Raw genomic sequence first — 26492 nt, 5'->3', positions numbered from 1 at the left:
AGTTAGGCAGTTAGGGAGTTAGGCAGTTAGGGTGTTAGGGTGTTAATCAACAATCCACCAAGAAATAAATTTTATGGCTTATAGTCTGCTAAAGTGACTAAAATTTTTTCAATTCTCCATTTTCAATTCTCCATTCTCCATTACTTGTGTGGGTAAGCCATTTGTCGTAAATCGATAGCTCGATCGAACTCCTCAGAGGTAAGATAACCTAACTCAAGGGTAGCTTGTTTAAGAGTCAGATGTTTTTTATGGGCTAAATGAGCAATTTTAGAGGCTTTATCATAACCGATACTAGGGCTAAGGGCGGTAACTAACATCAAAGATTGATTAACTAATTCTTCAATTCTGGGGAGATTAGGAGTCATATCCTTAACGGTAAAGTCGGTAAAGTTATTACAGCTATCGGCTAAAATTTTGATAGATTGCAGAACATTGTAAACCATCATGGGTTTATAAACATTCATGTCTAAGATACCACTAGCACCAGCAAAACTCACCGCTGTATCATAACCCATAACTTGCACCGCCACCATAGCTAAGGCTTCGCACTGGGTGGGGTTTACCTTACCCGGCATTATAGACGATCCGGGTTCATTTTCTGGTAATTGTAGCTCATTAAATCCCGCCCTAGGTCCACAAGCTAACAAACGAATATCATTAGCTATCTTATACAATGAACAAGCAAGGGTTTTAAGGGTGGAGCTTAACATCACCATAGCATCATGAGCGCCCATGACGGTAAATTTATTTGGTGCTGTAACGAAGGGTAAACCCGTTAATTTGGCGATACATTCAGCAGATTTCGAGGGAAAACCCACTGGCGCATTGATACCTGTGCCTAAAGCTGTGCCCCCTAAGGCTAATTGATAAATGTGGGGTAAGGCTTGATTTATTCTAGTTAAATTATCGTCTAACATCCCTACATAGCCCGAAAATTCCTGCCCTAAACTTAGGGGTACTGCATCTTGTAAGTGAGTTCTTCCAATTTTAATAATTTCTTGCCATGCTTGGGCTTTTTCCTGCAATGCGTTTCTTAATTTTGTGACTTTGGGGATTAAACGCTCATGAATTGCGATCGAAACTGCTATATTCATGGCAGTAGGAAAGACATCGTTAGAAGATTGTGACTTATTGACATCATCGTTAGGGTGAATGGGGTTTTTACTGCCCAACTCTCCTCCTGCTATTTCAATGGCACGGTTAGCGATGACTTCGTTAACATTCATATTCGATTGTGTACCGCTTCCTGTCATCCATACATAAAGGGGAAAATGATCATCTAATTTTCCTGCGATAATTTCATCAGCGACTTGGGTTATCAGTTGGGTTTTTTCTGTGGATAATACTCCCAACTCGTTATTAGTCATAGCGGAGGCTTTTTTGACTATGGCAAGGGCTTTGATTACTTCTAGGGGCATTTTATCTTCCCCTATAGAAAAATAATGTATCGATCGTTGCGTTTGTGCGCCCCAGTATCGATCGCATTGTACCGCAATTTCCCCCATGCTATCTTTTTCGATACGAGTATTTTTATTTGTCTGAGTCATAATCTTGTTAATAAGGTAATAATTAATCCACTTATTTTAATTAATTATGACTTTTTAGTCCTTATATTGTTAAGTTATCATCGGGAATAGTAATAATTACCGTAATCGATCGACTTAGTATAATTAGCCTTAGCCTCCCCTAATCTTTTCTTCCCACTCAACCTCTGAAACTATTAATATCTCTTTTGACTGTGTAACATCAGTTAACAGAATAAATCATCAATAGTCACCTCATCAAAAACTCTTATAAATGTGTTCTGTAATTAAACATACATTCAAAAAAATACTGAAAAAAAGTAAAGAATTGTAAAAAAAAACCTTTAAATACGAAGATAAGTTTAAATTCAGTTCCAAAATCGAATAATGATCTTACTATGCAAATATAAGAGTAAAGAAGAAAGCAAACTTTGTAAACCTTGTAAACCTTTTGCTCCTGTGCGTGAAAAAATAAATCAAAATAAGAAAAGATTATGACAGCAACTCTCACCAACGAGAAACAAGAAATATCAAAAGTAACATCATTAAAAATAGCGATTCCCAAAGAAATTTACCCTAACGAGTGTCGAGTATCGGCAACTCCAGACACCGCCACGAAACTGCAAAAACTAGGTTTTACCGTGTTAGTAGAATCAGGCGCAGGGGAAAAAGCTAGTTTTGTCGATCGAGCTTACGAAGAAATAGGGTGTAAAATTGTTCATAATCGAGAAGAATTATGGCAGGAAGGGGATATTATCTTAAAAGTGCGCCCCCCCGAACCAGAAGAAGTAAACTTATTAAATGAACATAAAACCCTGATTAGTTTCATATATCCTGCCCAAAATGGAGAATTATTGGCACAATTAAAGGAAAAAGGCGCAACAGTTTTCGCTATGGATGCAGTGCCTCGTATCAGTCGGGCTCAAAAACTCGATGCTTTATCTAGCATGGCAAATATAGCAGGATATAGGGCAGTCATCGAAGCGGCTAACAACTTCGGGAGGTTTTTTACCGGGCAAATTACGGCAGCCGGAAAAGTGCCTCCCGCCAAAGTCTTAGTCATTGGTGCAGGAGTTGCAGGTTTATCCGCCATTGGTGCGGCTAAAAGTTTAGGTGCGATCGTACGAGCATTTGATACTAGACTGGTAGTAAAAGAGCAAATTGAGAGTTTAGGGGGAGAATTTTTAGAATTGGAATTTGCCGAAGACGGCTCAGGGGAAGGCGGTTATGCTAAAACCATGAGTAAGGAGTTTATCGAAGCGGAAATGGCTCTTTTTGCCGAACAAGCTCAAGAAGTTGATATAATTATCACTACCGCCCTAATTCCGGGGAAACCAGCACCCAAACTCATCACAGAAGAAATGGTGCGTAGCATGACTCAAGGTTCGGTAATTGTTGACTTAGCATCAGAACAAGGTGGTAACTGTGAGGTGACAAAACCCCACGAAATTTATAAATATGAAGGAGTAACGATTATCGGCTTAACGGATTTACCCAGTCGCATGGCAAGTCAATCTAGTCAACTTTATGGTACAAATTTATGGCATCTCCTCAAGGATATGGGAGGTAACGACAAGTTTACTGTTAACCTTGAAGACGAAGTAATTCGAGGTGCATTAGTCACCTATCAAGGAGATATTACCTTCCCCCCTCCCAAAATTGCGCAACCTTCTCCCACCACAACGGTAACTCCAGAAGCGAAAATCGTTACTTCTGAGAGTAAACAGAAGAAAAAAAGCAATAGTGGTTTATTATGGGCAATTTTAGCGGTTTTAGCTTTAATCGGAGTGGGTATTGGTGCGCCTGAGTCTTTCTTGTCTCATTTTACCGTGTTTATCCTTGCGGTTTTTGTGGGTTGGCAGGTGATTTGGAATGTAAGCCCTGCTTTACATACTCCTCTTATGAGTGTTACTAATGCTATCAGTGGCATCATTATCATCGGGGGAATGTTGCAGATTTCGGGGGAATCTGGCTCAATTACCAGTATCTTAGGTGCGATCGCCATTTTAGTTGGTACAATTAACATTTCAGGAGGATTTTTAGTAACCCAAAGAATGTTAAAAATGTTCCGCAGATAACCCAGAATTGAGAATCCTATCAAAATTCACCTCTCCCACAGGAGAGGGGTGAGTTTAAAATAGCTTTTACTCATTGTCCAATATTTTATATCGAACTCAGGTTAAGTTAATGCGAATAATGGGAATAACATTGTGACGCTCCATACACTCACATTCGTAGAGTGTAGGCTTCAATCAGTATAGTTTGTAATTTTCATTAAAAAATCTCTCCTTCTGGGGATATAACAATTTCAATATTTTCTTGATGCGCGATCGAACCTGATAGACTAATTACACCAGAAATATTGAAGCTCGATCGTTATAAGGTATTTTCTGATCGCTTTAAGAAAACATTTGAACTAAAATATCTAAAACTATTTGTAAATTGTGAAAGAAGTCTTAATTTTTGTAATAATCTGTATTTATCAACAGCCCGAATTTGATCTAATGTAATACTATACTTGGCGAGGGTATAACTTGAGTTTGGTGAAGGTAGGCAAAAGGCAAGTAGGCAAAAGGCAACTGTACATTTTGCAACATCAGATTATAACCTTGATGAGTATACCTTGTCGTGATTGAAAAAAAATTGAAACTCTCGTAGGATAATTTTTAATAGTACTGGTGAGTGGTGCAATAATGACAGTTTTGAGTAACCGATTAGTTTCATTGGGCGAAACAATAACACCGGGGCGAGTTTTTCTAATTTCTGAACCAATTGTAGGCTCTAAATTAACCAACCATATTTCTCCTGTTTTCGGATAAGCTACCAAGTCCATTCCTCCTCATCCCAACTATTTTCTAAAGCATCTTCTATTAATATTTCATCATCAACCCCCTCCCTCATAATTGCTTCTTCCCATCCCTGACGGGGATTTTGAGGAGAAACTAATAAACAATTATCTCTCACTTCAAGGTTAACTATGTCTTTGAATTTACACTGTTCAACAATATTTTTAGGGATAATAATTCCTTGAGAATTACCAATTTTTGTAATTTTTGTTTTCATTCTCAATTTACTCATAACTGTTATAACATTATAATAACAAAATACCATCAACAATGATGGATATATTAATTACACCAGAAATATTGAAGCTCGATCGTTATTTAGGTAGAGATATTTTTTCTATTCAAGTATCTACAGAAATTATTTTCATTGATTAAATAAATTTAAACAAAAACTTTATTTTCTGTTGATTTTTCAGTAACTAAAGATATTTGAGACTCAGAGACTTCTACAGTATCTTGATAAATTAATCCTTCAATACTATAGCCATCTTCCTGATTATCTCCCATGGGATAATGTTCGACAATGATACCAACACTACCTTTTTTTAAGTTATATTCTGGTATATCTTCCGTTAATTCTACTTGTGCAAATAATGGTAACAACATTCTAAAGCCTCCTTTTATGCTGGAAATAAAGCTACAAATTGAGTCAAAGATTCCCTAACTATCCAAATAGTTTTTATTTCTAATTGCTTTCCATTCAGACAATTTAATATCCCAACAATTTCATATTTTTGTCCATAGTTTGTCTTTTTTGTTGGATAAGCATTTAAAGTTAAAATTTGCTCTTTTAAATCTTTTTCTAATTGTTGCCAATTGTTTAAATTATAACCTCCTTTCTCTAAATATTTAGATTTATCATCTTTCGGTAAAAGAATTAATAGGTATTGAGTCGGTTTTTCTCTGGCAATAATTGCGTTTTTGTCTAATTGCATCGATCGTCAAACTCACCGATAATTATGTATGATATGATAGATTTCGTTATTTTCTTTGAGTATTCAAAGAATTTACATGATATTTCTGATAATATTTAAACCCCAACACTTTTTCATATTACATTTTAACAAGTTTATATAAATCTTTTAAACACAATTATATTATGTCGATCGAACCTAATCTACTAATTACACCAGAAATATTTAAACCCGTTCGTTATTTAAACATGAAATATATTAATAAAATCATTCATGGAGACTCTCTTAAAATTTTACAACAAATACCTGATCGAAGTGTTGATTTAATAATATTAGATCCTCCTTATTGGAAAGTAGTACAACAAAAATGGGATTATCAATGGCGTACAGAAGAAGATTATTTACAATGGTGTTTACAGTGGTTTCCTGATATAGCGAGAATCATTAAATTATCAGGTAGTTTATATTTATTTGGTTATCTAAGAAATTTATTTTATTTATACGAACCATTAATAAAATTAGGCTTTAATTTTAGGCAACAAATAATTATTGATAAAGGTATTCAAGCCATTAGTGGTAGAGCAACAAAAGGTTATAAAATGTTTCCTAATGTTACCGAAAGTTTGTTATTTTTTATTTATGATAGTCGTCCTTTTATTAAGAATCTTTTGAAAGAAAGACAAAAAAAGTTAGGTATAACAGCATTAGAAATTAATGAAAAATTAGGTGTTAAATCTAATGGTGGTGGTATGTGGTCACTTTATACTGGTAATAATATTTTAGCTCAAGTTCCGACGGAAGAAATGTGGGAAAAGTTACAAAAAATTCTTAAATTTGAATGTCCTTATGAAGATATTGCTCAAGTATTTAATATTGAAATGGGCATAACAGATGTTTGGAATGATTTGAATTTTTATCAAGAAAAACGCTATCATCCTACTCAAAAACCGATTAAATTAATGGAAAGAATTATTAAGGCTAGTACAAATAAAAATAACATAGTTTTAGATCCTTTTATGGGTTCAGGTTCGACGGCTTTAGCTTGTTTAAATCTTGAAAGAAATTATATTGGCATAGAGAAAGAAAAAAAATATATTGATATTATTAATCAAAGAATAACTGAACATAAATTAATTTTAGGACATGATCTTAATCAACAGGAAAAAAGCCAATTTATAAGTAATAATAATCAGCTAATCTTAGATTTTTCTGGTTAAATTGTAAATTTTATTGTTGATTTTGATTTGATGATCTTGAATATCTATCTTTTGGACTTTGACGAGTGAGTAGTTATCATCTTAAAGGTAAAATGTTTCTAGTATTCTCATCAATAAAAGAAGGTAACTTTTGACTATTCAAATAATTTTTAACTAGCTGTTTTTCCTCTTTACGCCATAAAAGTTTAATGGGCATCATCACTGAATCTAAATTACTTCTATCTACTTCTGGCTTGATATAATGATCGACAATAATTTCTGGATTAGTTGATGCTTTTTGTACGATACAAGAAAAAGTTAGAATAGGATTGCATAAATAAAATTGATAGCTATAAGGCCAAAAATTTTTGGGTGCGGGTGTTTCTTCAGGTTTTTTATTTTTATTCACCAGATAAATTTGATAATAATAATTAGTCATAATTTCTTTAAATCTTTTATGCCTATTACTATTTGTCCAAATCTCAAATGATTGAAATCTTAAGGTCTCATAATCTTGTTGATTAAAGTGAGGATAATCAGCTAATATTAAAAATACTCTTTTGACATCTTCCGTTAAAACTTTTAAGTCATTTTCATTTTTAATTGTGAATAACCATTTAGAATCTTTTTTTCTATTGATCTTATTTGAACCGCAATTAGAACAAGTTATTTCTATTCTAGCTACTGGTGAGTTACAATCTTTACACTTGTCCATTTGATCAATTCTAGAGCAAGATTTTACTTCTGTACCATCTTCTAAATCATCTCCTCTTGCCCCTGTTTTTCTCCCCCTAATTCCCGTTATTAAAGATGCTAAATGTTGCCCTGGATAACCGATTCTTAAATTAGGAGTTTGATGAGTAATTTTTGACCATTCTAAAGCCTTCATTCGAGGCTGTAAAACTAATTCTTCTAATAACTCTTTGATTAATTTTTCGTTATCTTTTATAGTAATTAAATTTAAATTAGGTTGCATTATTTTACATCAATAAATAAATCATATATATTCACTTCCAAAGCCTTCGCAATTTTTTCAATATTAATTAAAGTGATGTTTTTTTCAGCTCTTTCAATCATTCCGATATAAGTACGATGTACATTCGCTTTTTCGGCTAGTTTTTCTTGTGAAATATTCTGTTTTATTCTTAATTCTCTGACTTTTTTTCCAAATTGAATTAATACTTTTTCTTTCACAATGGACTTGGATAGAATACTGAACGCTAGTCTAAAAAGTTGTTAACCTTAAATCTACATACTATAGTTAGCATTTGTGGTTGATAAAATTTTGGGTTAAACAAGGAAAGTCTATAATGAAGGTTTAAGATAATTTTTATTGAGAAAATAATGGTTATTGCAACTGATACACTAATTACACCAGAAATATTTAAACCAGCCCGTTATTTAGGTAACGAATTAGGGGCAAAACATAAAGACTTCGACACCGCTAACGTTAGATGGGTGTTGACTTACCCCGAAGTTTATGAGGTGGGAGCGTCAAATTTAGGGCATATCATCCTTTACAATATCATTAACGCTCAACCAAGGCAAATGTGCGATCGAGCCTACTTACCTGCACCAGATTTAGCGATGAAGATGAGGGAGACGAATACCCCCTTATTTGCCCTTGAAACGAAAAAAGATGTTAAAGAATACGATATTTTAGGGTTTAGCTTGAGTTATGAATTGGGAGCGACTAATATCTTAGAAATGCTCAGTTTAGCTCATATTCCCTTAACTTGGCAAGAAAGAAAAGATACCGATTTCCCCTTGATATTTGCAGGAGGACAAACTGCAACATCAAATCCTGAGCCTTATGCAGACTTTTTCGACTTCGTGGCATTAGGTGACGGGGAAGAATTATTGCCCGAAATTGGTTTAGTTATTGAAGAAGGCAAACGAGACGGGTTAACGAGAACAGAGTTACTATTAGATTTAGCTCAAGTGCCGGGGGTATATGTGCCTCAATTCTATGATATGCAATCCGATGGTAGTGTTAAGCCTAATCGCCCTGATGTGCCTGAAAGGATTTTGCGACGAGTAGCTACACCAATCCCAGCTTATTCTATCGGTTTAGTGCCTTATGTGCAAACAGTCCACGATCGACTCACCATCGAGATTAGAAGGGGTTGCACGAGGGGATGTCGTTTTTGTCAACCGGGGATGTTAACGCGCCCTGCACGGGATGTTGAGCCAGAAGAAGTGGTAAATAGCATCATTGAGGGCATGAAACAGACAGGATTTAACGAATTTAGTCTATTATCTCTCAGTTGCTCTGATTATCTCTCTTTACCTGCCGTGGGCATCGAAATTAAAAACCGTCTCCATGATGAAAATATCTCCCTTGCGCTTCCTTCCCAAAGAGTCGATCGATTTGACGAAAACATTGCTAATATTATCGGAGGCACTCGAAAAGGCGGTTTAACTTTCGCTCCCGAAGCTGGTACACAGCGAATGCGTGATATAGTCAACAAAGGCTTAACTAATGAGGAGTTATTGCGCGGTATCCAGACAGCAGTAAGAGAGGGTTGGAATCAAGTTAAACTCTACTTCATGATAGGCTTACCCGGTGAAACCGATGAGGATGTTATCGGTATCGTGGAAACTGTTAAATGGTTGCGTCAAGAATGTCGTCATCTCAGCAATAAACGCCTAAATTTTAATATCACCATCTCCAATTTTACCCCGAAACCCCATACTCCTTTTCAGTGGCATTCCGTTTCTACTTCCGAATTTTTGCGTAAACGTAACATTTTGCGCGATGAATTTTACCCCGTTAAAGGCATTAAGGTTAACTATACCGATGTCCGTATTTCAGCTATAGAGGATTTTGTGGGGCGTGGCGATCGCACTTTAGCCTCCGTAGTGCGTCGGGCATGGGAATTGGGTGCAGGGATGGATTCATGGTGGGAAAGCATCGACAAGGCTTATAAAGCGTGGCAAACCGCCATTGACGAAGCAGGGTTAACTTGGAAATATCGTCAGGTTGAGAATGGAGAATGGAGAAGGTCGAATGGAGAAGGTCGAATGGAGACAATTGACTATCAACTACTAGCTAATATGTCGTTACCGTGGGATCATTTAGATACGGGTATTGACAAACAATGGTTGCTAGAAGACTTAGAAAGGGCGTTACAAGAAGCAACTGTGCCTGATTGTGCTTTTGATGGTTGCAGTAGTTGCGGTGTTTGTAGCCCTGATTTTGGACATAATATCGTAGTCACTCCTCCCCCAATTCCTGATTACTTGGGTGACTTTAAGCCTAATCAAGAAAAAGCCCAAAAGTTGCGCGTCTGGTTTGGTAAACAAGGGGATATGGCTTTAGTTAGTCACCTCGACTTAGTGCGTTTGTTCGATCGAGTTATCAGAAGGGCAGGGATACCTATATCTTATACGGGTGGATTCCATCCCGGTCCTAAAATTTCCATCGCCCTTGCCTTATCATTAGGCATGACGAGTAACGGGGAAATTGTGGATTTTGAAAATCATACTCGTATGGATATTGATGAGTTTACCGAAAAATTAAAAGCAAATTTGCCTCTCGAAATCCCCATTTTTAAAGTGGAAGAATTGCCAGTTAAATCTCCGAAAGCCACCCAAATTTTAGATACTGCTGAATATATAATTACGGTTTCAGCTGATAATAAATATAGTCTCAATCAGTGGAAAAATTGGATTGATAATGTTCAAAATACCTCAGAAATTTTAATGCAAAAAACTGCTAAAACTGGGAAGAAAAAAATGGTTAATCTTCGAGAAAACTTACTAAATATCTTGTTAGTTGATGATCATTTTGAAGAATCTAACACGGTGAAAATTAACTATGTTGGCAGTGCTAAAAACGATGGTAGTTTATTGACTCCTGATCATGTTTGCTTTATGTTAGAGCAAGTTAGTCAAGAGAAAATTAATTTAGTAAAAGCTCATCGAGAAAACATTATTTTAGCTGATTATATCACTCAGTAAAAGTGTGTAAAATTTGAATAATATTTAACTTTTACAGGCTTTACCTTTTTTTTTCATCTATAGCGATTGGTGGGCAATCCCCACCTTACATTAATAATAACCTTAATTAATGGCTTTATTTATATCTTCTAAAGACAAATCTAACGCCTCAGCAATTTGTCCATTGGTTAACCCTAAATTCTTTAATTTCTTAATAGTTTTGATGCTAACTTTTGACTCAAAATCTTCTTGATTATTACGGTTATTTTTATTAAAATCTAAATCTTTATTCTCATTTGTAGCGATATTTGAACAAAGATTAATTTCTGCAATTTGTACTGGATTAAATAATTTGCTATTATTATTTGCTATTCCTAATCTTTGAATAGTTGCCTTAAAATTGGACTTATTTAGATCTTCTCCTAATGCCTCAGAAAGTATTTTCCACAACTCATAAGCCTTATCTTTGGCATGATCATTACTACAGTGATAATCCTCAGCAATATCAGCATATTTTTGACCATTTAAAACACCTTTGAGAATCGATAATTGTAAATTGTCCAGATGTTTTCCTGTTTGAGAAAGCAATAACTCATCTAAATAATTAATTAAATCTTCTGTTTCCATAAAATACTTAATAAAAATATCAAAAAACAACCGTCTTTTTCCGTCTAAATCCGCTATTTATTCACAAAAATAACCGACTTTTTCCGCTTTACATATATTCTATTTTATTTCATACTAGATATAGTAAATCTTAAGAAAATATTAAATTTTAAGAAATCAATTATGAATACAGACAAAACAGTCACACGATTATTAATTATTGTAGTTGGATTTGGAGGGGGATATGTAGTGTTGGGATATTTCTTAGGATGGTTGAATTGACAAGAAACATAGATGAATACTAAAATACTTTTCGAAAAAAAGATTTTAATAAGAATTATTATTGTTATTTCATTTTTTTTATGTTTAATAAAACCTGTAAATGCTATGACAACAGAAATAACTGGTATCAATAATAACACAACCTCTATTATTTCTAAAACGATTGATAATTGCCAAAGATTAAATGATGAAATACAAGAAGCAAATACAGAATTAAAAGCTGAATTAAAAAGAGCAGACAAAAGGATAGATAATGTTATATTTTTTACTGGTTTTAAGTATGGAAAAGTACATAAAAGACAATTTCAAAAAATATTTATTTACAAATGCAAATAAAAAGTAATAAATAATTATCAATCAAGATTAATATGGAAAATATTATACACTTTCAAAATATATTTTTGTTTTTTATCCTATCAATAGTATCATCTTTTATTACCGATATTTATTCAATTAATATATTTGATTTATTTAAAAACAAAAAAAATAAGCTGACTATTTTCTACACTTTCTACTTATTAAATACTTATAATAATCCTCAAATAGCATTTTACTTTTTAAAAGATTATTTTGTGGTGACAAAATTTCCTCAATATGATTTTAGTGAGAAAAGACGTTTATCATTAATAGAAATAGTAAAAGAATCTCTACCTACATTTTTAATTTTATCAGCTTTATATTGGTTATTGACATAAATATTTTGTAAATGTTCACTCAATTTATACTCCAATAAGGAAAAAATAATCATCATGGAAAATAATAAGACTGACAATATAGAGAAAATAATTAGCTACCTACTTTTGACTATAATATTAATAGTTTTTGTTATTTATTTAATATTTTATTTTATACTATTTTTTTATAGTCCTTATAGTATTTTAATGAGAGATGCTTTTGGTATTGACATCTTTGTAAATTTTCAATTATCAGAAATTGTTAATCAGTTAAATGGCATATTTACAAATTTTCAATTATCAGAAATTTTTAATCAATTATCAGCAATTTTTAATCTGTTATTGGAAAATTTCACGAATTTCATCTTCTTTTTCATTAGTTATATATTGGCTATATTGGTGGTAAATCTTATCTATGGCTTTTTCTTCAATTTATTATTATTTTCTCGTTCTCATATAATTTATGATAATAAATTGGATAATATTAGTATAATAAGTCTAGTTTTTTGCACACTTTTTTTCTTTATAGCACCTACTCCCGATTCATTTTTTACTTATGAAAATTTTTTCTTGAACTTTTTAATATATTGTTTAGTAGCATTGTTTCAATCGTTAGCAATCATATATACAAAAAAGAACTATTACTTTATACTAATTGTTTCTAAATTTTTATCTAATCGCAAAAAATTAAATTCATACGCAGAAGAAGAATATCATCAAAAATCTAGTATATTTGACCTATTGATAGTATTATTATGTACCCCTATATTATTTTTTTTGGTTATATATTTTATGTTTATCCAAGATTTAAAACCGCTATATGAAGGCATAAAAGAATCACTAAAAAAAATAAGTTAAATGTATTTTTACATAGTATTTTATCACGGTTTATACAGATAATAAATATAGTCTATCTCAATGGCAAAATTGGCTTAATGAGATAGAAAAATCTAGCGAAATCTTAATGCAAAAAACTGCTAAAACTGGGAAGAAAAAAATGGTTAATATCAGAGAAAACTTAGAAAGAATTTCTTTAATAAATGATAACTTTGAGGAGTTCGATCGAGTTAAAATTAACTATGTAGGCAGTGCTAAAAACGATGGCACTTTATTGACTCCTGATCATGTTTGCTTTATGTTAGAGCAAGTTAGTCAGGAGAAAATTAATTTAGTAAAAGCTCATCGAGAAACCATTATTTTAGCCGACTATATTACTCAATAAAAAATGATTAAACAATCACTCTCTTAATTACTGGTATCGTGTATCTGCAAAAAATCTTTTTTAAGTTGAACCTTTTTTAATTATTGAAAGTCTAAAGGTATGAGTACAACAAAAAATAAAGATGATGAATGTCTTAGCAAATAATCCTGCGGAGATTACTGATTTGGAGTTAGTGCAAAAATGCCAACAGGGAGATACCAATTCCTTTCGTTTACTATACCAACGGTATGAACAAAAAGTGAGAGGAACTTTATATAAGTTGTGCGATCGAGAATTACTAGACGATTTACAACAGGAAGTTTTTTTGAAGGCTTGGAAATCTTTACCAAAGTTGCGCCATTGTCAGTATTTTTCCACTTGGCTTTATCGCATTTGTTGGAATGTAGCTTATGACTATAGTTTAGCCAAAAAGCGCGATCGAACTAAAATTTTACATCAGGCAAAGGAATCTCTACAGGATTTAGCAAGGGTAACAAATCACCATCAAACGGGATTATTACAATTACATTATCAGGATATAATCCAAAATGCGTTGCAAAATCTCAGTTTAGAACATCGTGCTGTCATTGTACTTCATGATTTAGAAGATATGCCTCAAAAGGAAGTCGCAGAAATTCTCTCTATTCCAGTAGGTACAGTGAAATCCAGATTGTTTAAAGCACGGAAAGGGTTACGTCAATTTTTGGAATTACAAGGAGTAAATTTATGAAACAAAATCAATCTAATACTCATGATGAAGAATTAGTCAATTTTTTGAAAACCTATTCTCCTACTCCTCCCCAAGAAAATAAGCCCTGTGAAGCATTGGTGATGAAATCTATTGAAACTACTTCACTTTCTTTAAATCAAGGATGGTTGAAAAAAGGATGGTTATTATCTGGCACACTCATCACTACTTTATTGATTATAGGGGGTTATTTCTGGAATGTAAACCTTCGATCGAACTCTCAGTTTGCCTCCGATGACGTAGAAAAGTTAGAAATCTTTATGGTTGAAACTTGGCACGGCTCAATGGGGACAGAATCAGAATTAAATTTTGTAACAAACAACGATTAAAATTAGAGTATATGACATCATGAAAAATCAAATTAAGTTTATTCTTTCTTTTGTCACCTTAGCGACACTTTCCTTTAGTGGCAATGTTATGGCATCAGAAACCCTCAAACAAGACTCTTTAAGTTTTGAAACTTCAAAACCTACCTATTTAGCACAAATGGGACAAAGAGGAAAACGGAAAGGAGAAAGAGGAGATTTTATGGAAAAACTCAATCTCACTACCGAACAACAACAAAAAATGCAGTCTATCCGCACTAAATATCAACCGCAAATGGATAGTATTCGACAAGAAATGCGCACAGAAAGAGAAACACTGCGTCAAATGATGACTAATAATAACTCCTCTGATAGTTTACGATCGCAACATAACAAAATTGCTTCCTTAAATCAAAGAATGGCAGATTTAAGATTTCAAAGTATGTTAGAAATGCGAGAGGTTTTAACTTCTGAACAACGTCAGCAATGGAATCAAATGATGGAGGAGAAAAAAGCCAACTGGCAGGAGAAAAAACCAAAAAATTAACAACTACCAATTAACAATTAACAATTAGTAGTTAAAAAATTTCTATTATTCATTATTTATTTGTTTTTGTGATTAAGATGAAGAATTTATTTAATACCATTGATAATAATTGTTGATTTAAAAGTATTATTGAGCCAACAACCAACTTCTATTTGCACATAAATATCTTGTCCAATTTTTTCTGTTTTATCAGCGATACGATACCAATAAGTTTCTTGTATTAGTTTTTTATTCTCATCTCCCACTGAAGCAAAACAACTATACTCAAAATCTAACATTCCGCCTAAATCCATATTAGAAATTCCCACTTGAATTTGATCAAAAGGAAAATATATCCAAGGGTGCCAACTACTCCAACCTTGTTCATTTTTCAGAGGAGGAGATAATTTTTCCTCTGTTATCTCCATCGAAAATATAGGAATATTTACCCCTATATTTAAAGTTAATAAGCCAAGCAAAAATAAATATTTCATCTAAACATAAATTAGGCTTTAAGTAAGGGTTTAAACCCTTATTTTATCAAATACAAAATTATTGAAGAAAAGGCGAGGGTAGTAAAAAAATAGAACTAATAATCCCTAAAAGTAAACCTACAACTACTTGAAAAGGGGTATGGCCTAATAATTCTTTTAATTTTTCCTCGCTAAAATCCTCATTATTAAGTAATTCATCCATGATTTGATTTAAAATTTTTGCCTGTTTTCCTGCCGCCTGTCTCACTCCTGCTGCATCATACATCACGATTCCTGCAAATATAGATGCGATCGCAAACTCAGGAGAAGACCAACCCAAAGTTTGACCTACTCCCGTAGCTAAAGCTCCCACAAGAGCCGAATGAGAACTAGGCATTCCTCCCGTACTAACAAGGTAGCGAAAGCTAAATTTCTTATTAGTAATAGTATCCACAGAAACTTTAATTACCTGTGCAAAAATACAAGCAAATAGGGGAATGGCGATTAAACGATTGGTGAATATTTCGATCAAAACTTGCATTGGTAATCACCTGTCTTCTAATTTTTACGCTGTACAATATATTGAGCAATGGCTTGTAAAGGTAAGGCTTTTTCTCCATATACCACTAACTGCTCGATCGCATCTTTCACTAATTCTTCCGCTTTAGCTTGAGAAGTTTCGATGCCCCAAAGTTTGGGATAAGTCGCCTTTTGAGCGGAAATATCTTTTCCTGCGGTTTTGCCTAATTCCTCACTGGTAGCGGTAACATCAAGAATATCATCAATAATCTGAAAAGCTAAACCAATATTTTGAGCATATATTGATAAACGAGTTAAATCATCGGAAGATGCACCTGCTAACACAGCACCACAAGACACACAAGCCTCTAATAAAGCACCCGTTTTACGGCGATGAATGAAAGTCAATGTTTCTGCGGTGACATCAGATTTACCCTCACAATCTAAATCCATTACCTGCCCCCCCACTAAACCTTCTGCACCAACGGCTTTACCTAAAATTGCCAAAACTTTAACAATTCTTTCGGCAGATATATTTTTAGTATTTTCTGCCACATATTCAAAGGCATAAGCCAGTAAACCATCTCCCGCCAAAATAGCTATATCCTCTCCATAAACTTTATGATTAGTTAACCTACCTCGGCGATAATCGTCATTATCCATAGCAGGTAAATCATCATGGATAAGTGACATGGTATGAATCATCTCTAAGGCACAAGCCGTTGGCATGGCGATTATTTTCTTTTCTCCTAATAATTGCGCCGTAGCAAGACAAAGAATGGGGCGCAATCTTTTTCCCCCAGCAAGGAGAGAATAGCGCATTGCTTCGTAAATTTTTTCGGGTTTTCCTAAAGGTAAAGATTCATCTAAAGCCTTTTCGACTAACTCTTTTTCCGTTGTTAAATAGGTTTTTAAATCAAAGTCGCTAATGGATGTTAAAAGGGGTTTTAATTCAGTTTGTATCATAATATTAATGTTACGATCGCTTATTATCATGGATCAATTATCAATGATTTATGAACAATGAGCAATGAACAATGAACAATGAACAATTATCAATAAACAATTAAGAGAATATTCCCTTGTCTTCCTGTCTTCCTGTCTTCCTGTCTTCCTGTCTTCCTGTCTTCCTGTCCACCTGTTTCCCTAACATCCCCTCTTAACCTTGATAATTTTCCTGATTGTTAATTGTACCTTATTAATGTTAGAGTAGATAATTGGCTGTTGTTAATTTGTGCTGTGTATAACAGACAAGGATAACAATAACAAATTCTTGATGCAAATCAAGAAAATCACCTTATTAGTCCACTTTTGTAACGATAGAGTAATATTATATAAAATAATCTATGTCTATCTAGTCAGTAACCTGAATCAACTTCAAGTTATTGAGGAGGGATGAAGAATTATCAAATTAACTAATAAAATTAATACAATTAAAAATAATGCCTATGGTCACTCAGACAGAAACTCTAAATAGTAATATTGGTTTTACCCATGAAGATTTTGCCGCCCTCTTAGATCAATATGATTATCATTTCAGTCCCGGTGACATCGTTGCTGGAACTGTTTTTAGTATGGAACCCCGTGGCGCACTTATTGACATCGGTGCAAAAACTGCCGCTTATATTCCCGTACAAGAACTCTCTATCAACAGAGTTGATGATCCTCAAGAAGTCTTACAAGCCAACGAAACTAGAGAGTTTTTTATTCTCACCGATGAGAACGAAGACGGACAATTAACTCTATCCATTCGCCGAATTGAGTATATGCGCGCGTGGCAAAGAGTTCGTCAATTACAAGAAGAAGATGCTACCGTTTATTCTAACGTTTTCGCTACTAATCGTGGTGGTGCATTAGTCAGAGTTGAAGGTTTAAGAGGATTTATCCCCGGTTCTCATATTAGTGCAAAAGATACCAAAGAAGATTTAGTAGGTCAAGATTTACCCCTTAAATTTTTAGAAGTTGACGAAGAACGTAATCGTCTTGTCTTAAGTCATCGTCGTGCTTTAGTGGAACGTAAGATGAACGGCTTAGAAGTAAGCCAAGTTGTCATCGGTTCTGTTCGTGGTATCAAGCCTTACGGTGCATTTATTGACATTGGCGGTGTTAGCGGTTTACTACACATTTCTGAGATTTCTCATGATCATATTGATACCCCTCACAGTGTATTTAATGTCAATGATGAATTAAAAGTGATGATTATTGACTTAGACGCTGAAAGAGGACGTATTTCTCTCTCTACTAAGCAATTAGAACCCGAACCGGGTGATATGCTCAAAAATCGTGATTTAGTCTTTGAAAAAGCCGAAGAAATGGCTCAGAAATTCAGAGAAAAATTATTAGCTGGGGAAAATGAAATTCCTCCTGTTGATCCTGCTGAATTAGAAGGCATTACAGCAGAAGAAGAAGTTGAAGTTACTCTCGAAAATGTATCTCCTGATGAAGATAACGTTTCTGAGGTAGATTCTGACACCGTAGCGGAAGAAAATCTTGTTTCTACTAATGCGTAGTTAACAATTTTCGCCATAAATTTATAAACGAGGGGTAATGTATCTATCCCTCTTTTTTTATTAGTTTGTAGTCAGGGTTTTAACCCTTCTTAAACCAAATATGGTCGAAGTCTAATGGCTAAAGCCATCACTACAAACTTTTTTAATATTTTTCATTTATATTTTGATTTCATGTCGAATAAAATAGGTACTCTTTTTGGGGTTAGTGTGGGTACGGGTGATCCAGAATTAATCACTGTCAAGGCTTTAAGAATTTTACAAAATACGAAAATAATTGCTTTTCCTGCGGGGATTAATGGCAGGTTGGGGGTAGCACAAAGGATTATTGAATCTTATTTACAACCTCATCAACAAATATTGCCTTTATGTTTTCCCTATACTTTCTCTGAGGAAATGTTAAATCAAGCATGGCATCGGGTGAGTTTGGAGGTGTGGGAATATCTAAAGAATGGGGAAGATGTGGCTTTTGCTTGTGAGGGAGATATTAGTTTTTTTAGTACTTTTACTTATTTAGCTTTAACTGTTGAAAAATTATATCCTGATGTCAAAATAGAGCGTATTGCGGGGGTTTCTTCTCCTATGGCTTCGGCTTCGGCTTTGGGTTTACCTTTGACGATACAAGGGGAGAAGTTGGTGGTTTTACCTACGGTTTATTCTCTGAAACAGTTTGAGGAGGCTTTGGATTGGGGGGATACGATCGTACTAATGAAGGTGGCTTCTGTATATGATCAAGTATGGCAAATTTTAGCACAAAGAAATCTGCTCGATCGAGCTTATGTGGTGGAAAAGGCGACTACAGATGAAGAAAAAGTTTATCATGGTTTACATGATTATCCTCATCTTAAATTAAGTTATTTTTCGATCGTGATTGTTTTTGTTAATCGGGATAACCGAAAATAAATCTGTCGGTGTGAATTTAATTAAAGTGGAAAAATATCAGTGATTAATTTCGGTGAGGGCATTATTAATAACCGTTTCTTCTACCCCTTGACGTTTCAAACTATCAATTAATGCCAAAAAATTACTTTGTTCAAGTTTCTCTAAATCTTGTCGTAATCCTTGCCCTATATAAGCCCTAATTAGAGATTGATAACCTGAAAATCCTAAGAGGGGTGCGGTCGTCTTCAAATCTTCCACTACATCTTCAGGCATATGGAGAGTAACGCTTTTCATGGGGCGATTTTTGTTTAGTCTCTGTTTCAAAGTCTCAATTTTCATAGTAATTACGTTCTTGATACTGAAGTTACTGAAAGAAAAAAAGATACAATATAATTGCTATAATCATATTATCATTATTGACATTTTAAAATATTATGGACGGTATTCAATATATTATTAATGAAGAAGGGGAAAAAAAAGCCGTTATTATTGACTTAGAAAAATGGGGTAATTTATGGCAAGAATTATCAGAAAAAATCCTCAAATCTAGTGATCAAATTGAAGAAAAAAAGAGAGAATGGCATGATTTTATTGAACAAACTTATGGTTGTTTAGCAGATGATCCTATTGTCAGACATTCTCAAGGAGAATATATTCAAAGGGAGACTTTAGAATGATTTATCTATTAGATACTAATTGCTGTATTGTTTATCTAAATGGACGTAATTTAACTTTAAAATCAAAGCTAGAAAGTCATCAAGATTCTGATATAACTGTTTGTTCCGTAGTAAAATCTGAGCTATTTTATGGATCACAAAAAAGTAAAAATCCAGAAAAAAGTTTGGCTAAACAACAATTATTTTTAAATAGATTTTATTCTTATCCTTTTGATGATAAATGTGCAGAAATTTTTGGAATTATTAGAAAAAAATTAGAAGAGAAAGGTACACCCATTGGGGCTTATGATTTACAAATAGGTTCGATAGCACTCAGGAATAATTTAATTTTAGTCACTCATAATACTAAAGAATTTTCTCGCATTGAGGGCTTAATTTATGAAGACTGGGAAATTTAATCTGTCGTTAAGAAACTATAGTAGATGTTGATAAAATCCTAATTATGATAGATCACGATCGACTCTTTAAAGAACTAATACAAACATTTTTTTGGGAATTTATCGAACTATTTATTCCCGAAGTTTTGCAATATGTATCAAAGGAAACTTTAACCTTTTTTCCCGAAGAAGTTTTTACTGATGTTACCGCAGGAGAAAAACGAAAAATTGATCTTTTAGCCCAAGTAAAATGGCAAGAAGAAGAAGGTTTTTTCCTCATTCATATAGAAAATCAAGCCTATAATCAAAAAGAATTTGAACGGCGAATGTTTCATTATTTTGCCCGTTTAGATCAAAAATATCGTTTACCGATTTATCCGATCGTTCTTTTCTCTTATGATAAACCAAAAAGGGAAGAAAAAAATCAATATCAAGTGGTTTTCCCTGACAAAAAAATCCTCGAATTTAACTTTACCACTATCCAATTAAATCGACTGCCTTGGCGACAATTTTTGTCTCAACCCAATCCCATTGCATCGGCTTTAATGGCAAAAATGGACTTTAAACCAGAGGAGAGAGTTAAGGTAAAATTAGAATGCCTGAGAATGTTAGCAACTTTAAGTTTAGACCCTGCTAGAATAAAGTTAATTTCAGGATTCATTGATACCTATTTAAAATTAAACCCAACGGAAAAACAAGAATTTGATACCGAATTAAAACAAACAGAAATAACCAAGGAGGAAAAAATTATGGAAATAGTCACCAGTTGGATGGAGGAAGGTATTGAAATAGGAGAAAAAAGAGGAAAAGAAACGGAGGGGAAAATACTAATTAAGCGTTTAATAAAAAGAAAATTTAATAGTCTTTCTGAGGAATTAGAAGAAAAAATTAATGGTTTATCTCTATCTCAAATTGAGAGTTTTGCGGATGCTATTTTTGATTTTCAATCTTTGAATGATGTGATTCATTGGTTAGAAATTAACACTTAATTTACTAAATCTTATGTAAGAAATTTCAATTAAATTCCCCCTTTTTTTAGAGGATGAGGGGGGATCGATCGGGTATAATTTCCAATTTTACTTATTCTTGAATAAAGATTTTGTAATAAATTAAAATTACGCATTAAACAATCATCTATTCTAATAGCTTAAATCTTTAATGTAAAAAAGACATACTTATTATGCAATAATTGCCAGATCGATAGGTTTCGGTATAAAAAATTACAAAAGGTAAAGAGTAAAATCAATAATCTGTTGTCAAAGTAACTAAGAAAAGTTTGAAGTTATCCATAACAACAACAACTTTTGAAAAAGTAATTAATTTTAATTCCTATTGTAAAGTTTTATAAAAAGAGGTTAAACCATGACGGTGGCAACGGTCAAAAAAGTTAAATTAAATAAGATAGAAAAAGTTAAAGCCGAAAAACACGGTTTAGATATTAAAGACGAGTTAACGAAATTTGCCGAAATGGGGTGGGAGGCAATGGAGGAGGATGATTTGATTGTCCGCTTAAAGTGGTTTGGCATCTTTTTTCGCCCTGTCACTCCGGGTAAGTTTATGTTACGTTTGCGCATCCCTAACGGGGTTTTTACTAGCGAACAAATGCGCACTTTTGCGGATATTATCGATCGATATGGCGAAGATGGTAGCGCAGATATTACCACCCGTCAAAATATCCAATTAAGAGGAGTCCATTTACAAGACATTCCAGAGATTTTCCAACGGTTAGAAGATGTGGGCATTACCTCCATTCAATCAGGCATGGATAATGTGCGTAACTTAACAGGTTCTCCCACGGCTGGAATTGATCCTGATGAATTATTTGATACTAGGGAATTAAATCAAAAATTGCAAGACGTTATCACCAATAAGGGTAAAGGAAGCTATGAATTTAGTAACCTGCCCCGTAAGTTGAATATTGCTATTGACGGCGCGAGGGATAATTCTATTCATGCAGAAATCAATGATATTGCTTTTATTCCAGCCTTTAAAGAAGGGGAATTTGGTTTCAATGTTTTAATCGGCGGTTATTTATCCGCACAACGATGCGCTGAGTCTATCCCGATGGATGTATGGGTAAAACCTAATGATGAAGTAATCGAACTTTCCACAGCAATCCTTTCTGTATATAGTGAGTGTGGTTTAGAGGAAGGTTTAAGGGAAAATCGAGGTAAAGCGCGGTTAATGTGGTTAGTGGATAAATGGGGGATGAATCGTTTTCGTTTGGAGGTGGAGAAAAAATTAGGTAAATCTTTACAATTTGCAGCGCCGACGGATGAAATTACCCAAGATAAAAAGGATCATTTAGGGGTATATCCTCAAAAACAAGAGGGTTATAGTTATATTGGCATTCATATTCCCGTAGGACATTTAGACGCTCAAGGAATGTATGAAATCGCGCGTTTAGCAGATATTTACGGTAACGGCGAAATTCGGGCAACGGTAGAACAAAATTTTATCATTCCCTATGTGCCTAATGATAAGGTTGAAGCATTTTTAGCTGAACCAATTTTACAAACCTATTCTATCAATCCTAGTACTTTAACTCGATCGCTTATATCCTGTACAGGTTCACGTTATTGTAATTTTGCCCTTGTGGAAACTAAACAAAGAGGCTTAAAATTAGCTCAAGAATTGGATGCTGAATTAAATATACCCGATCGAGTGCGCATTCACTGGACAGGATGCCCTAATTCTTGTGGACAAGCCCAAGCCGGAGACATTGGTATAATGGGTACAAAAGCCAAAAAAGACGGGCAAGTAGTGGAAGGAGTAAACCTCTTTTTAGGGGGAAAAGTCGGTAAAGATGCTCATTTAGGGGAAGTGAAACAAAAAAGTATCCCCTGTGATGATCTTAAAGAAGTACTAAAAGAGTTATTAATAACGGAATTTGGTGCGATCGTCAAATAATAAATTCGTAGGTTGGGTTAGCGACAGCGTAACCCAACAAAACACCCTCTACTTGATTTATAACAAATTTAACGAACCTGATAGAATTTAAGATTGCTTTAATTACGAGCAAAATAACTATTTATCAATTCATCTTGTTGGGCAATACGCTCATCTCTGGTGATTTTTATATATTCATCTAAAGGTGGCTCAAATACTTTTCCTTGTTTTTTGGTAAAACTTTTATCTTTAACTGGCTCAGGGATTTTTTGAGCGTTTTTATTTTGTTTATTAAGTTGTATTTTTAAGTCTAATAATTCTTTTTCTTCTGGAGTTAAAGAATCAATAATTGTTACAATAGAATCCACTAATTTTATATTCATAAATTTATTTATTTACAGCTATAAATATTTTGTATTTCTAGTATTTATATTTACTATTTATACATATCTCTTAACCAATAGAAGCAAAATTATTAGATGATTTATGGGGGAAAAATACCGATGGAGAAACATGAAAAAACTCTGCTAATTCTTGGATATGACGATTAGTAAATTGGCGTTTTCCTTTTAAAATATCCGAGACTATTGATTCAGTTTTAAAGATCGGCACGAGGTCTTTTTGTCTTAATTCATGCTCTTTCATTAGTACTTTTAACAAATCAACTCCATAAATATCAGGAATTAAATTTTCTTGTTTTTGCTCATAATCATAGACTAAAGTACCTAAAACGTCTAAATAATCCTCTTCATCTTGGGTAAGTTGAGGTTTATCAATTAGTTGATTAATTATTTCTTGAGTAGATATTAAATCGGCATCAGTAACAATAGGGCGAGGAGGAAATTGATAAAGAAGTTCGAGATATTGTTTAGTTATTTTCATAGATACTAATATTATAAATATTCAGAAAAAATTGAGTAATTTCAATGGTACTGAATTAAGGCATAAAGGAAAACAAAATGATAAATTTAGATATAACTTAATGTTTATCTAACTGGATTTTTACTTGGAAAACCAAGAATCTTTTTTCCATAGATTCCTATCATATTCTGCATGAGTTAACACTGCTCTAATATAGACTTTTCCTGTCCTAAAATTAATTTTAGTGATCAATCTATAATTGTTTCTACAAATATTAAAAACCGTTAGTTGCCCAACAAAATCAGCTTTATCAAAAGTTTGACGAACATCTTGAAAACATTGCCATTGACTTTTGCTTGTAATTTTGTACCAAGATATTAAAGCGTCTTTTGCATAAGGATTTTTTTCCCAAAATTCCTTCAAGGCGGTTTTACTAATAATGTGCATAAGCAAGTTAATTTGAAGATAAGGTTTACTATTATCATTTGTTTTCCTTTATTGTTGATTAACAACCCTTCAATCTTAGCAATTTGCGAAGTCGATCGTCAATAAGCTAAAACGCATTTAACTTGCATTTTTTACTAATTTTTAAAATGGCTACAACTCTTAATTATTGCCTCTTGCCTTTTGCCTACCGTTATCAGTAAACTTAGATGCGTCCTAGCTTAGACATTGGGAGAATGGGAAAATAAGGGTTAAAACTCCTACTACGAACAAGAGCTTTTAACTGTTAACTAATAGTTTATTATAGTTGTTTATACCTACTCACGGGATAAAGGTTGACATTTTTTTTAAAATATGTTAGCTTTTAATGAAGTCGATAACCAAGACTGTTAAAACTATTTAATTTAAAGATTAAATTAAATAAAAATTAGTTATTATTCAAGATTAATCAATTAATTAGAATAATAAAAGTAGGGTGGGTTACACCCGAATCAACGCTTGTGGACAGTATCAAGCCGACTTGACTGGTAGAAGCAAGAAGTAAACGTCATAGGTAACTATGAGTAAGTTTTATATAACAGTAAGTATTTTTTCTGGAGAAGTCTAATAACCTACTCACTATTCACTATTCACTATTCACTATTCACTATTTCATTTTGTCTTTGAGATTGCTGATCGAGCGTTTAATTTGCTCAAAACCAGTGCCACCATAGCTATTTCGAGCGGATACCACTTGTTTAGGAGCGATCGCACTATAGATGTCAGACTCAAAGGCAGGATGCAAAGCCTTCCATTCTTCAAGGGTTAAATCCTTGAGGAGTTTTCCAGCAGAGAGACTGGTTTTAACTACTTTACCGACTAGATTATAGGCTTCTCGGAAGGGTACACCTTTAGAGGCTAAATAATCCGCAACATCGGTGGCGTTTGAGAAATCTTCGTTAACGGCTTCCTCTAGGCGACTGGTACGAAATTCTAAGCCTTCCGACAGTAAAATTGTCATGGCAGTAAGGCAACCTTTGACGGTGTTAACGCTATCGAAAATGGCTTCTTTGTCTTCCTGTAAGTCTTTGTTGTAGGCAAGGGGTAAACCTTTCATGATGGTTAACAAGCCTTGTAAATGCCCAAAAACTCGCCCTGTTTTGCCTCGCACTAATTCGGGTATATCAGGGTTTTTCTTCTGAGGCATGATACTTGAACCCGTAGAGCAGTTGTCTTTTAGAGTAATAAAGCTAAATTCTTGGGAAGCCCACAAAATCATTTCTTCACTGATACGGCTAAGGTGTACCATAATCAAGCTAGAAGCGCATAAAAATTCGATGGCAAAATCTCGATCGCTCACACCATCTAGGCTATTCTCATATACACTAGCAAATCCTAATTCCTGAGCACTGAAATGTCGATCGATAGGAAAAGTAGTACCTGCTAATGCTCCACAACCAAGGGGAGAGATATTGGTTCGATCGTATATTTGTCCTAGTCTTTCCCAATCCCGTTGCGCCATTTGACAATACGCCATGAGATGGTGGGCTAAACTAATGGGTTGTGCCCGTTGTAGGTGAGTATAACCCGGTATGAGGGTTTCAATGTGGTTTTCTGCGTGGTTTAATAACGCTTTCTGCCAATCTCTCAATAATCCTCTAATTTGCTCAATTTGATCCCGTAAATATAGACGAATATCTGTACCAACTTGATCATTTCTCGATCGAGCGGTGTGTAATTTTTTCCCTACATCTCCCACAATTTCCGTTAAACGTCTTTCTACGGCAAAGTGTACATCTTCTTGATCAACACCGGGGTTAAAATTGCCGTCACGGTATTCTTGACGAATTTGTGCTAAACCATCGATTAAAGTTTGAGCTTCTTCGGGGGTAATAATTCCCGTATGACCGAGCATTTTAGCATGAGCAGTCGATCCAGTGAGATCATATTCAATTAATTCAATATCAAAGCCGATACTAGCGTTAAAAACGGCAATAACTGGATGTAAAGAGGTTTCAAATCGATCGCTCCAAGTTTGTTTTTTAGTCACGGTGAGTTATATATGATAGTTACTATCGATATTTTTTGCTGAAAATGGTTGATTAATGGTATTATTTGTTA

At 33.9% G+C, this 26492-nt stretch carries 31 protein-coding genes; 15 read left to right on the top strand and 16 right to left on the bottom strand.

Going from position 1 to position 26492, the window contains the following annotated elements; all coding sequences use genetic code 11:
• Positions 1-140: 140 nt before the first annotated feature.
• The gene (gene fumC / locus SYN6308_RS00665; protein WP_017292495.1) at positions 141-1547 is read right to left on the bottom strand and encodes a class II fumarate hydratase; all 1407 of its coding nucleotides are present in this window, start codon (positions 1545-1547) and stop codon (positions 141-143) included.
• A gap of 470 nt (positions 1548-2017) precedes the next feature.
• On the opposite strand from fumC, the gene pntA reads away from it, so the two are divergent.
• Positions 2018-3601 (top strand): Re/Si-specific NAD(P)(+) transhydrogenase subunit alpha, encoded by a 1584-nt coding sequence (pntA, locus tag SYN6308_RS00660; protein WP_017292494.1) that lies wholly within the window; start codon positions 2018-2020, stop codon positions 3599-3601.
• Positions 3602-4119: 518 nt separating this feature from the next.
• Here pntA and SYN6308_RS21320 read toward each other — a convergent pair.
• The 4 genes from SYN6308_RS21320 to SYN6308_RS00635 all read right to left on the bottom strand — a co-directional run bounded on the left by SYN6308_RS21320 (position 4120) and on the right by SYN6308_RS00635 (position 5304).
• Entirely contained in the window at positions 4120-4356 is a 237-nt protein-coding gene (locus SYN6308_RS21320) for a type II toxin-antitoxin system PemK/MazF family toxin (RefSeq protein WP_017292493.1), read from the bottom strand.
• Positions 4344-4586 (bottom strand): AbrB/MazE/SpoVT family DNA-binding domain-containing protein, encoded by a 243-nt coding sequence (locus SYN6308_RS00650; protein ID WP_017292492.1) that lies wholly within the window; start codon positions 4584-4586, stop codon positions 4344-4346. The genes SYN6308_RS21320 and SYN6308_RS00650 overlap by 13 nt, the downstream gene beginning before the upstream one ends.
• 164 nt (positions 4587-4750) lie before the next feature.
• Positions 4751-4975, bottom strand: coding sequence for a DUF4926 domain-containing protein (locus SYN6308_RS00640; protein WP_017292491.1), 225 nt, complete (start codon positions 4973-4975; stop codon positions 4751-4753).
• A gap of 14 nt (positions 4976-4989) precedes the next feature.
• Positions 4990-5304, bottom strand: coding sequence for a DUF6883 domain-containing protein (locus tag SYN6308_RS00635; protein WP_017292490.1), 315 nt, complete (start codon positions 5302-5304; stop codon positions 4990-4992).
• Between the two features lie 164 nt (positions 5305-5468).
• On the opposite strand from SYN6308_RS00635, the gene SYN6308_RS00630 reads away from it, so the two are divergent.
• Positions 5469-6500: a DNA-methyltransferase gene (locus SYN6308_RS00630; protein WP_017292489.1), complete on the top strand. Its 1032-nt coding sequence runs from the start codon at positions 5469-5471 to the stop codon at positions 6498-6500.
• A 76-nt stretch (positions 6501-6576) separates the two neighbouring features.
• Here SYN6308_RS00630 and SYN6308_RS00625 read toward each other — a convergent pair whose 3' ends face one another.
• Both SYN6308_RS00625 and SYN6308_RS00620 read right to left on the bottom strand, forming a co-directional pair.
• The gene (locus SYN6308_RS00625; protein WP_017292488.1) at positions 6577-7455 is read right to left on the bottom strand and encodes a MamI family restriction endonuclease; all 879 of its coding nucleotides are present in this window, start codon (positions 7453-7455) and stop codon (positions 6577-6579) included.
• A complete protein-coding gene (locus tag SYN6308_RS00620) occupies positions 7455-7673 on the bottom strand; it encodes a helix-turn-helix domain-containing protein (RefSeq protein ID WP_017292487.1) in 219 nt (72 codons plus the stop codon). The genes SYN6308_RS00625 and SYN6308_RS00620 overlap by 1 nt, the downstream gene beginning before the upstream one ends.
• A gap of 150 nt (positions 7674-7823) precedes the next feature.
• Between SYN6308_RS00620 and SYN6308_RS00615 the strand changes: the two genes are divergently transcribed.
• Positions 7824-10442 carry a TIGR03960 family B12-binding radical SAM protein gene (locus SYN6308_RS00615; RefSeq protein WP_017292486.1) on the top strand — a complete coding sequence of 873 codons (2619 nt, stop codon included), beginning with the start codon at positions 7824-7826 and terminating at the stop codon, positions 10440-10442.
• 102 nt (positions 10443-10544) lie between these two features.
• Here SYN6308_RS00615 and SYN6308_RS00610 read toward each other — a convergent pair whose 3' ends face one another.
• Positions 10545-11048 carry a hypothetical protein gene (locus tag SYN6308_RS00610; protein ID WP_017292485.1) on the bottom strand — a complete coding sequence of 168 codons (504 nt, stop codon included), beginning with the start codon at positions 11046-11048 and terminating at the stop codon, positions 10545-10547.
• Positions 11049-11321: 273 nt separating this feature from the next.
• Between SYN6308_RS00610 and SYN6308_RS00605 the strand changes: the two genes are divergently transcribed.
• The 6 genes from SYN6308_RS00605 (at position 11322) to SYN6308_RS21315 (ending at position 14784) form a co-directional block, all read left to right on the top strand.
• Positions 11322-11645 carry a hypothetical protein gene (locus SYN6308_RS00605; protein ID WP_017292484.1) on the top strand — a complete coding sequence of 108 codons (324 nt, stop codon included), beginning with the start codon at positions 11322-11324 and terminating at the stop codon, positions 11643-11645.
• A gap of 413 nt (positions 11646-12058) precedes the next feature.
• Positions 12059-12841 carry a hypothetical protein gene (locus SYN6308_RS00595; protein ID WP_017292482.1) on the top strand — a complete coding sequence of 261 codons (783 nt, stop codon included), beginning with the start codon at positions 12059-12061 and terminating at the stop codon, positions 12839-12841.
• Positions 12842-12863: 22 nt separating this feature from the next.
• Positions 12864-13205: a DUF2344 domain-containing protein gene (locus SYN6308_RS00590; protein ID WP_158412775.1), complete on the top strand. Its 342-nt coding sequence runs from the start codon at positions 12864-12866 to the stop codon at positions 13203-13205.
• Between the two features lie 124 nt (positions 13206-13329).
• Positions 13330-13914: a sigma-70 family RNA polymerase sigma factor gene (locus tag SYN6308_RS00585; RefSeq protein WP_017292480.1), complete on the top strand. Its 585-nt coding sequence runs from the start codon at positions 13330-13332 to the stop codon at positions 13912-13914.
• Complete coding sequence (locus tag SYN6308_RS00580; protein WP_017292479.1) at positions 13911-14261, top strand: hypothetical protein; 351 nt, start codon at positions 13911-13913, stop codon at positions 14259-14261. The genes SYN6308_RS00585 and SYN6308_RS00580 overlap by 4 nt, the downstream gene beginning before the upstream one ends.
• A gap of 19 nt (positions 14262-14280) precedes the next feature.
• Positions 14281-14784, top strand: coding sequence for a Spy/CpxP family protein refolding chaperone (locus SYN6308_RS21315; RefSeq protein ID WP_017292478.1), 504 nt, complete (start codon positions 14281-14283; stop codon positions 14782-14784).
• Between the two features lie 86 nt (positions 14785-14870).
• Here SYN6308_RS21315 and SYN6308_RS23190 read toward each other — a convergent pair whose 3' ends face one another.
• The 3 genes from SYN6308_RS23190 to crtE are packed head-to-tail and all read right to left on the bottom strand — an operon-like array spanning position 14871 to position 16721.
• On the bottom strand, positions 14871-15257 hold the full coding sequence (locus SYN6308_RS23190; RefSeq protein WP_017292477.1) for a hypothetical protein: 387 nt from the start codon (positions 15255-15257) through the stop codon (positions 14871-14873).
• Between the two features lie 58 nt (positions 15258-15315).
• Positions 15316-15777: a divergent PAP2 family protein gene (locus tag SYN6308_RS00565; protein WP_017292476.1), complete on the bottom strand. Its 462-nt coding sequence runs from the start codon at positions 15775-15777 to the stop codon at positions 15316-15318.
• Positions 15778-15794: 17 nt separating this feature from the next.
• Positions 15795-16721, bottom strand: coding sequence for a geranylgeranyl diphosphate synthase CrtE (crtE, locus tag SYN6308_RS00560; protein WP_017292475.1), 927 nt, complete (start codon positions 16719-16721; stop codon positions 15795-15797).
• Between the two features lie 482 nt (positions 16722-17203).
• Here crtE and SYN6308_RS00555 point away from each other — a divergent pair, with 482 nt between their 5' ends.
• A complete protein-coding gene (locus SYN6308_RS00555) occupies positions 17204-18265 on the top strand; it encodes a 30S ribosomal protein S1 (protein ID WP_040466908.1) in 1062 nt (353 codons plus the stop codon).
• A 171-nt stretch (positions 18266-18436) separates the two neighbouring features.
• The gene (locus tag SYN6308_RS00550) at positions 18437-19165 is read left to right on the top strand and encodes a precorrin-2 C(20)-methyltransferase (RefSeq protein WP_026101838.1); all 729 of its coding nucleotides are present in this window, start codon (positions 18437-18439) and stop codon (positions 19163-19165) included.
• A gap of 36 nt (positions 19166-19201) precedes the next feature.
• Here SYN6308_RS00550 and SYN6308_RS00545 read toward each other — a convergent pair whose 3' ends face one another.
• The gene (locus tag SYN6308_RS00545) at positions 19202-19483 is read right to left on the bottom strand and encodes a hypothetical protein (protein ID WP_017292472.1); all 282 of its coding nucleotides are present in this window, start codon (positions 19481-19483) and stop codon (positions 19202-19204) included.
• 95 nt (positions 19484-19578) lie between these two features.
• Between SYN6308_RS00545 and SYN6308_RS21305 the strand changes: the two genes are divergently transcribed.
• From SYN6308_RS21305 to SYN6308_RS00520, 4 genes are all read left to right on the top strand, one after another.
• Positions 19579-19821: a hypothetical protein gene (locus tag SYN6308_RS21305; protein WP_017292471.1), complete on the top strand. Its 243-nt coding sequence runs from the start codon at positions 19579-19581 to the stop codon at positions 19819-19821.
• Positions 19818-20219, top strand: a complete 402-nt coding sequence (vapC, locus tag SYN6308_RS00535; protein ID WP_017292470.1) for a type II toxin-antitoxin system tRNA(fMet)-specific endonuclease VapC — start codon at positions 19818-19820, stop codon at positions 20217-20219. Before SYN6308_RS21305 ends, vapC begins: the two co-directional genes overlap by 4 nt.
• A 44-nt stretch (positions 20220-20263) precedes the next feature.
• Positions 20264-21187 carry a DUF4351 domain-containing protein gene (locus SYN6308_RS00530; RefSeq protein ID WP_017292469.1) on the top strand — a complete coding sequence of 308 codons (924 nt, stop codon included), beginning with the start codon at positions 20264-20266 and terminating at the stop codon, positions 21185-21187.
• Positions 21188-21560: 373 nt separating this feature from the next.
• A complete protein-coding gene (locus tag SYN6308_RS00520) occupies positions 21561-23108 on the top strand; it encodes a ferredoxin--nitrite reductase (protein ID WP_017292467.1) in 1548 nt (515 codons plus the stop codon).
• A gap of 98 nt (positions 23109-23206) precedes the next feature.
• Here SYN6308_RS00520 and SYN6308_RS00515 read toward each other — a convergent pair whose 3' ends face one another.
• From SYN6308_RS00515 to argH, 4 genes are all read right to left on the bottom strand, one after another.
• Positions 23207-23470, bottom strand: a complete 264-nt coding sequence (locus SYN6308_RS00515; protein ID WP_017292466.1) for a hypothetical protein — start codon at positions 23468-23470, stop codon at positions 23207-23209.
• 70 nt (positions 23471-23540) lie between these two features.
• The gene (locus tag SYN6308_RS00510) at positions 23541-23969 is read right to left on the bottom strand and encodes a helix-turn-helix domain-containing protein (protein ID WP_017292465.1); all 429 of its coding nucleotides are present in this window, start codon (positions 23967-23969) and stop codon (positions 23541-23543) included.
• 120 nt (positions 23970-24089) lie between these two features.
• A complete protein-coding gene (locus tag SYN6308_RS00505) occupies positions 24090-24395 on the bottom strand; it encodes a type II toxin-antitoxin system HigB family toxin (protein ID WP_017292464.1) in 306 nt (101 codons plus the stop codon).
• Between the two features lie 643 nt (positions 24396-25038).
• Entirely contained in the window at positions 25039-26421 is a 1383-nt protein-coding gene (gene argH / locus SYN6308_RS00500) for an argininosuccinate lyase (protein WP_017292463.1), read from the bottom strand.
• Between the last annotated feature and the right edge of the window lie 71 nt (positions 26422-26492).

It is taken from the genome of Geminocystis herdmanii PCC 6308 (assembly GCF_000332235.1).
GTDB lineage: Bacteria > Cyanobacteriota > Cyanobacteriia > Cyanobacteriales > Cyanobacteriaceae > Geminocystis > Geminocystis herdmanii.
The sequence above is the reverse complement of the archived record's forward strand: the minus strand, read 5'-3'. Positions and strand labels throughout refer to the sequence as shown.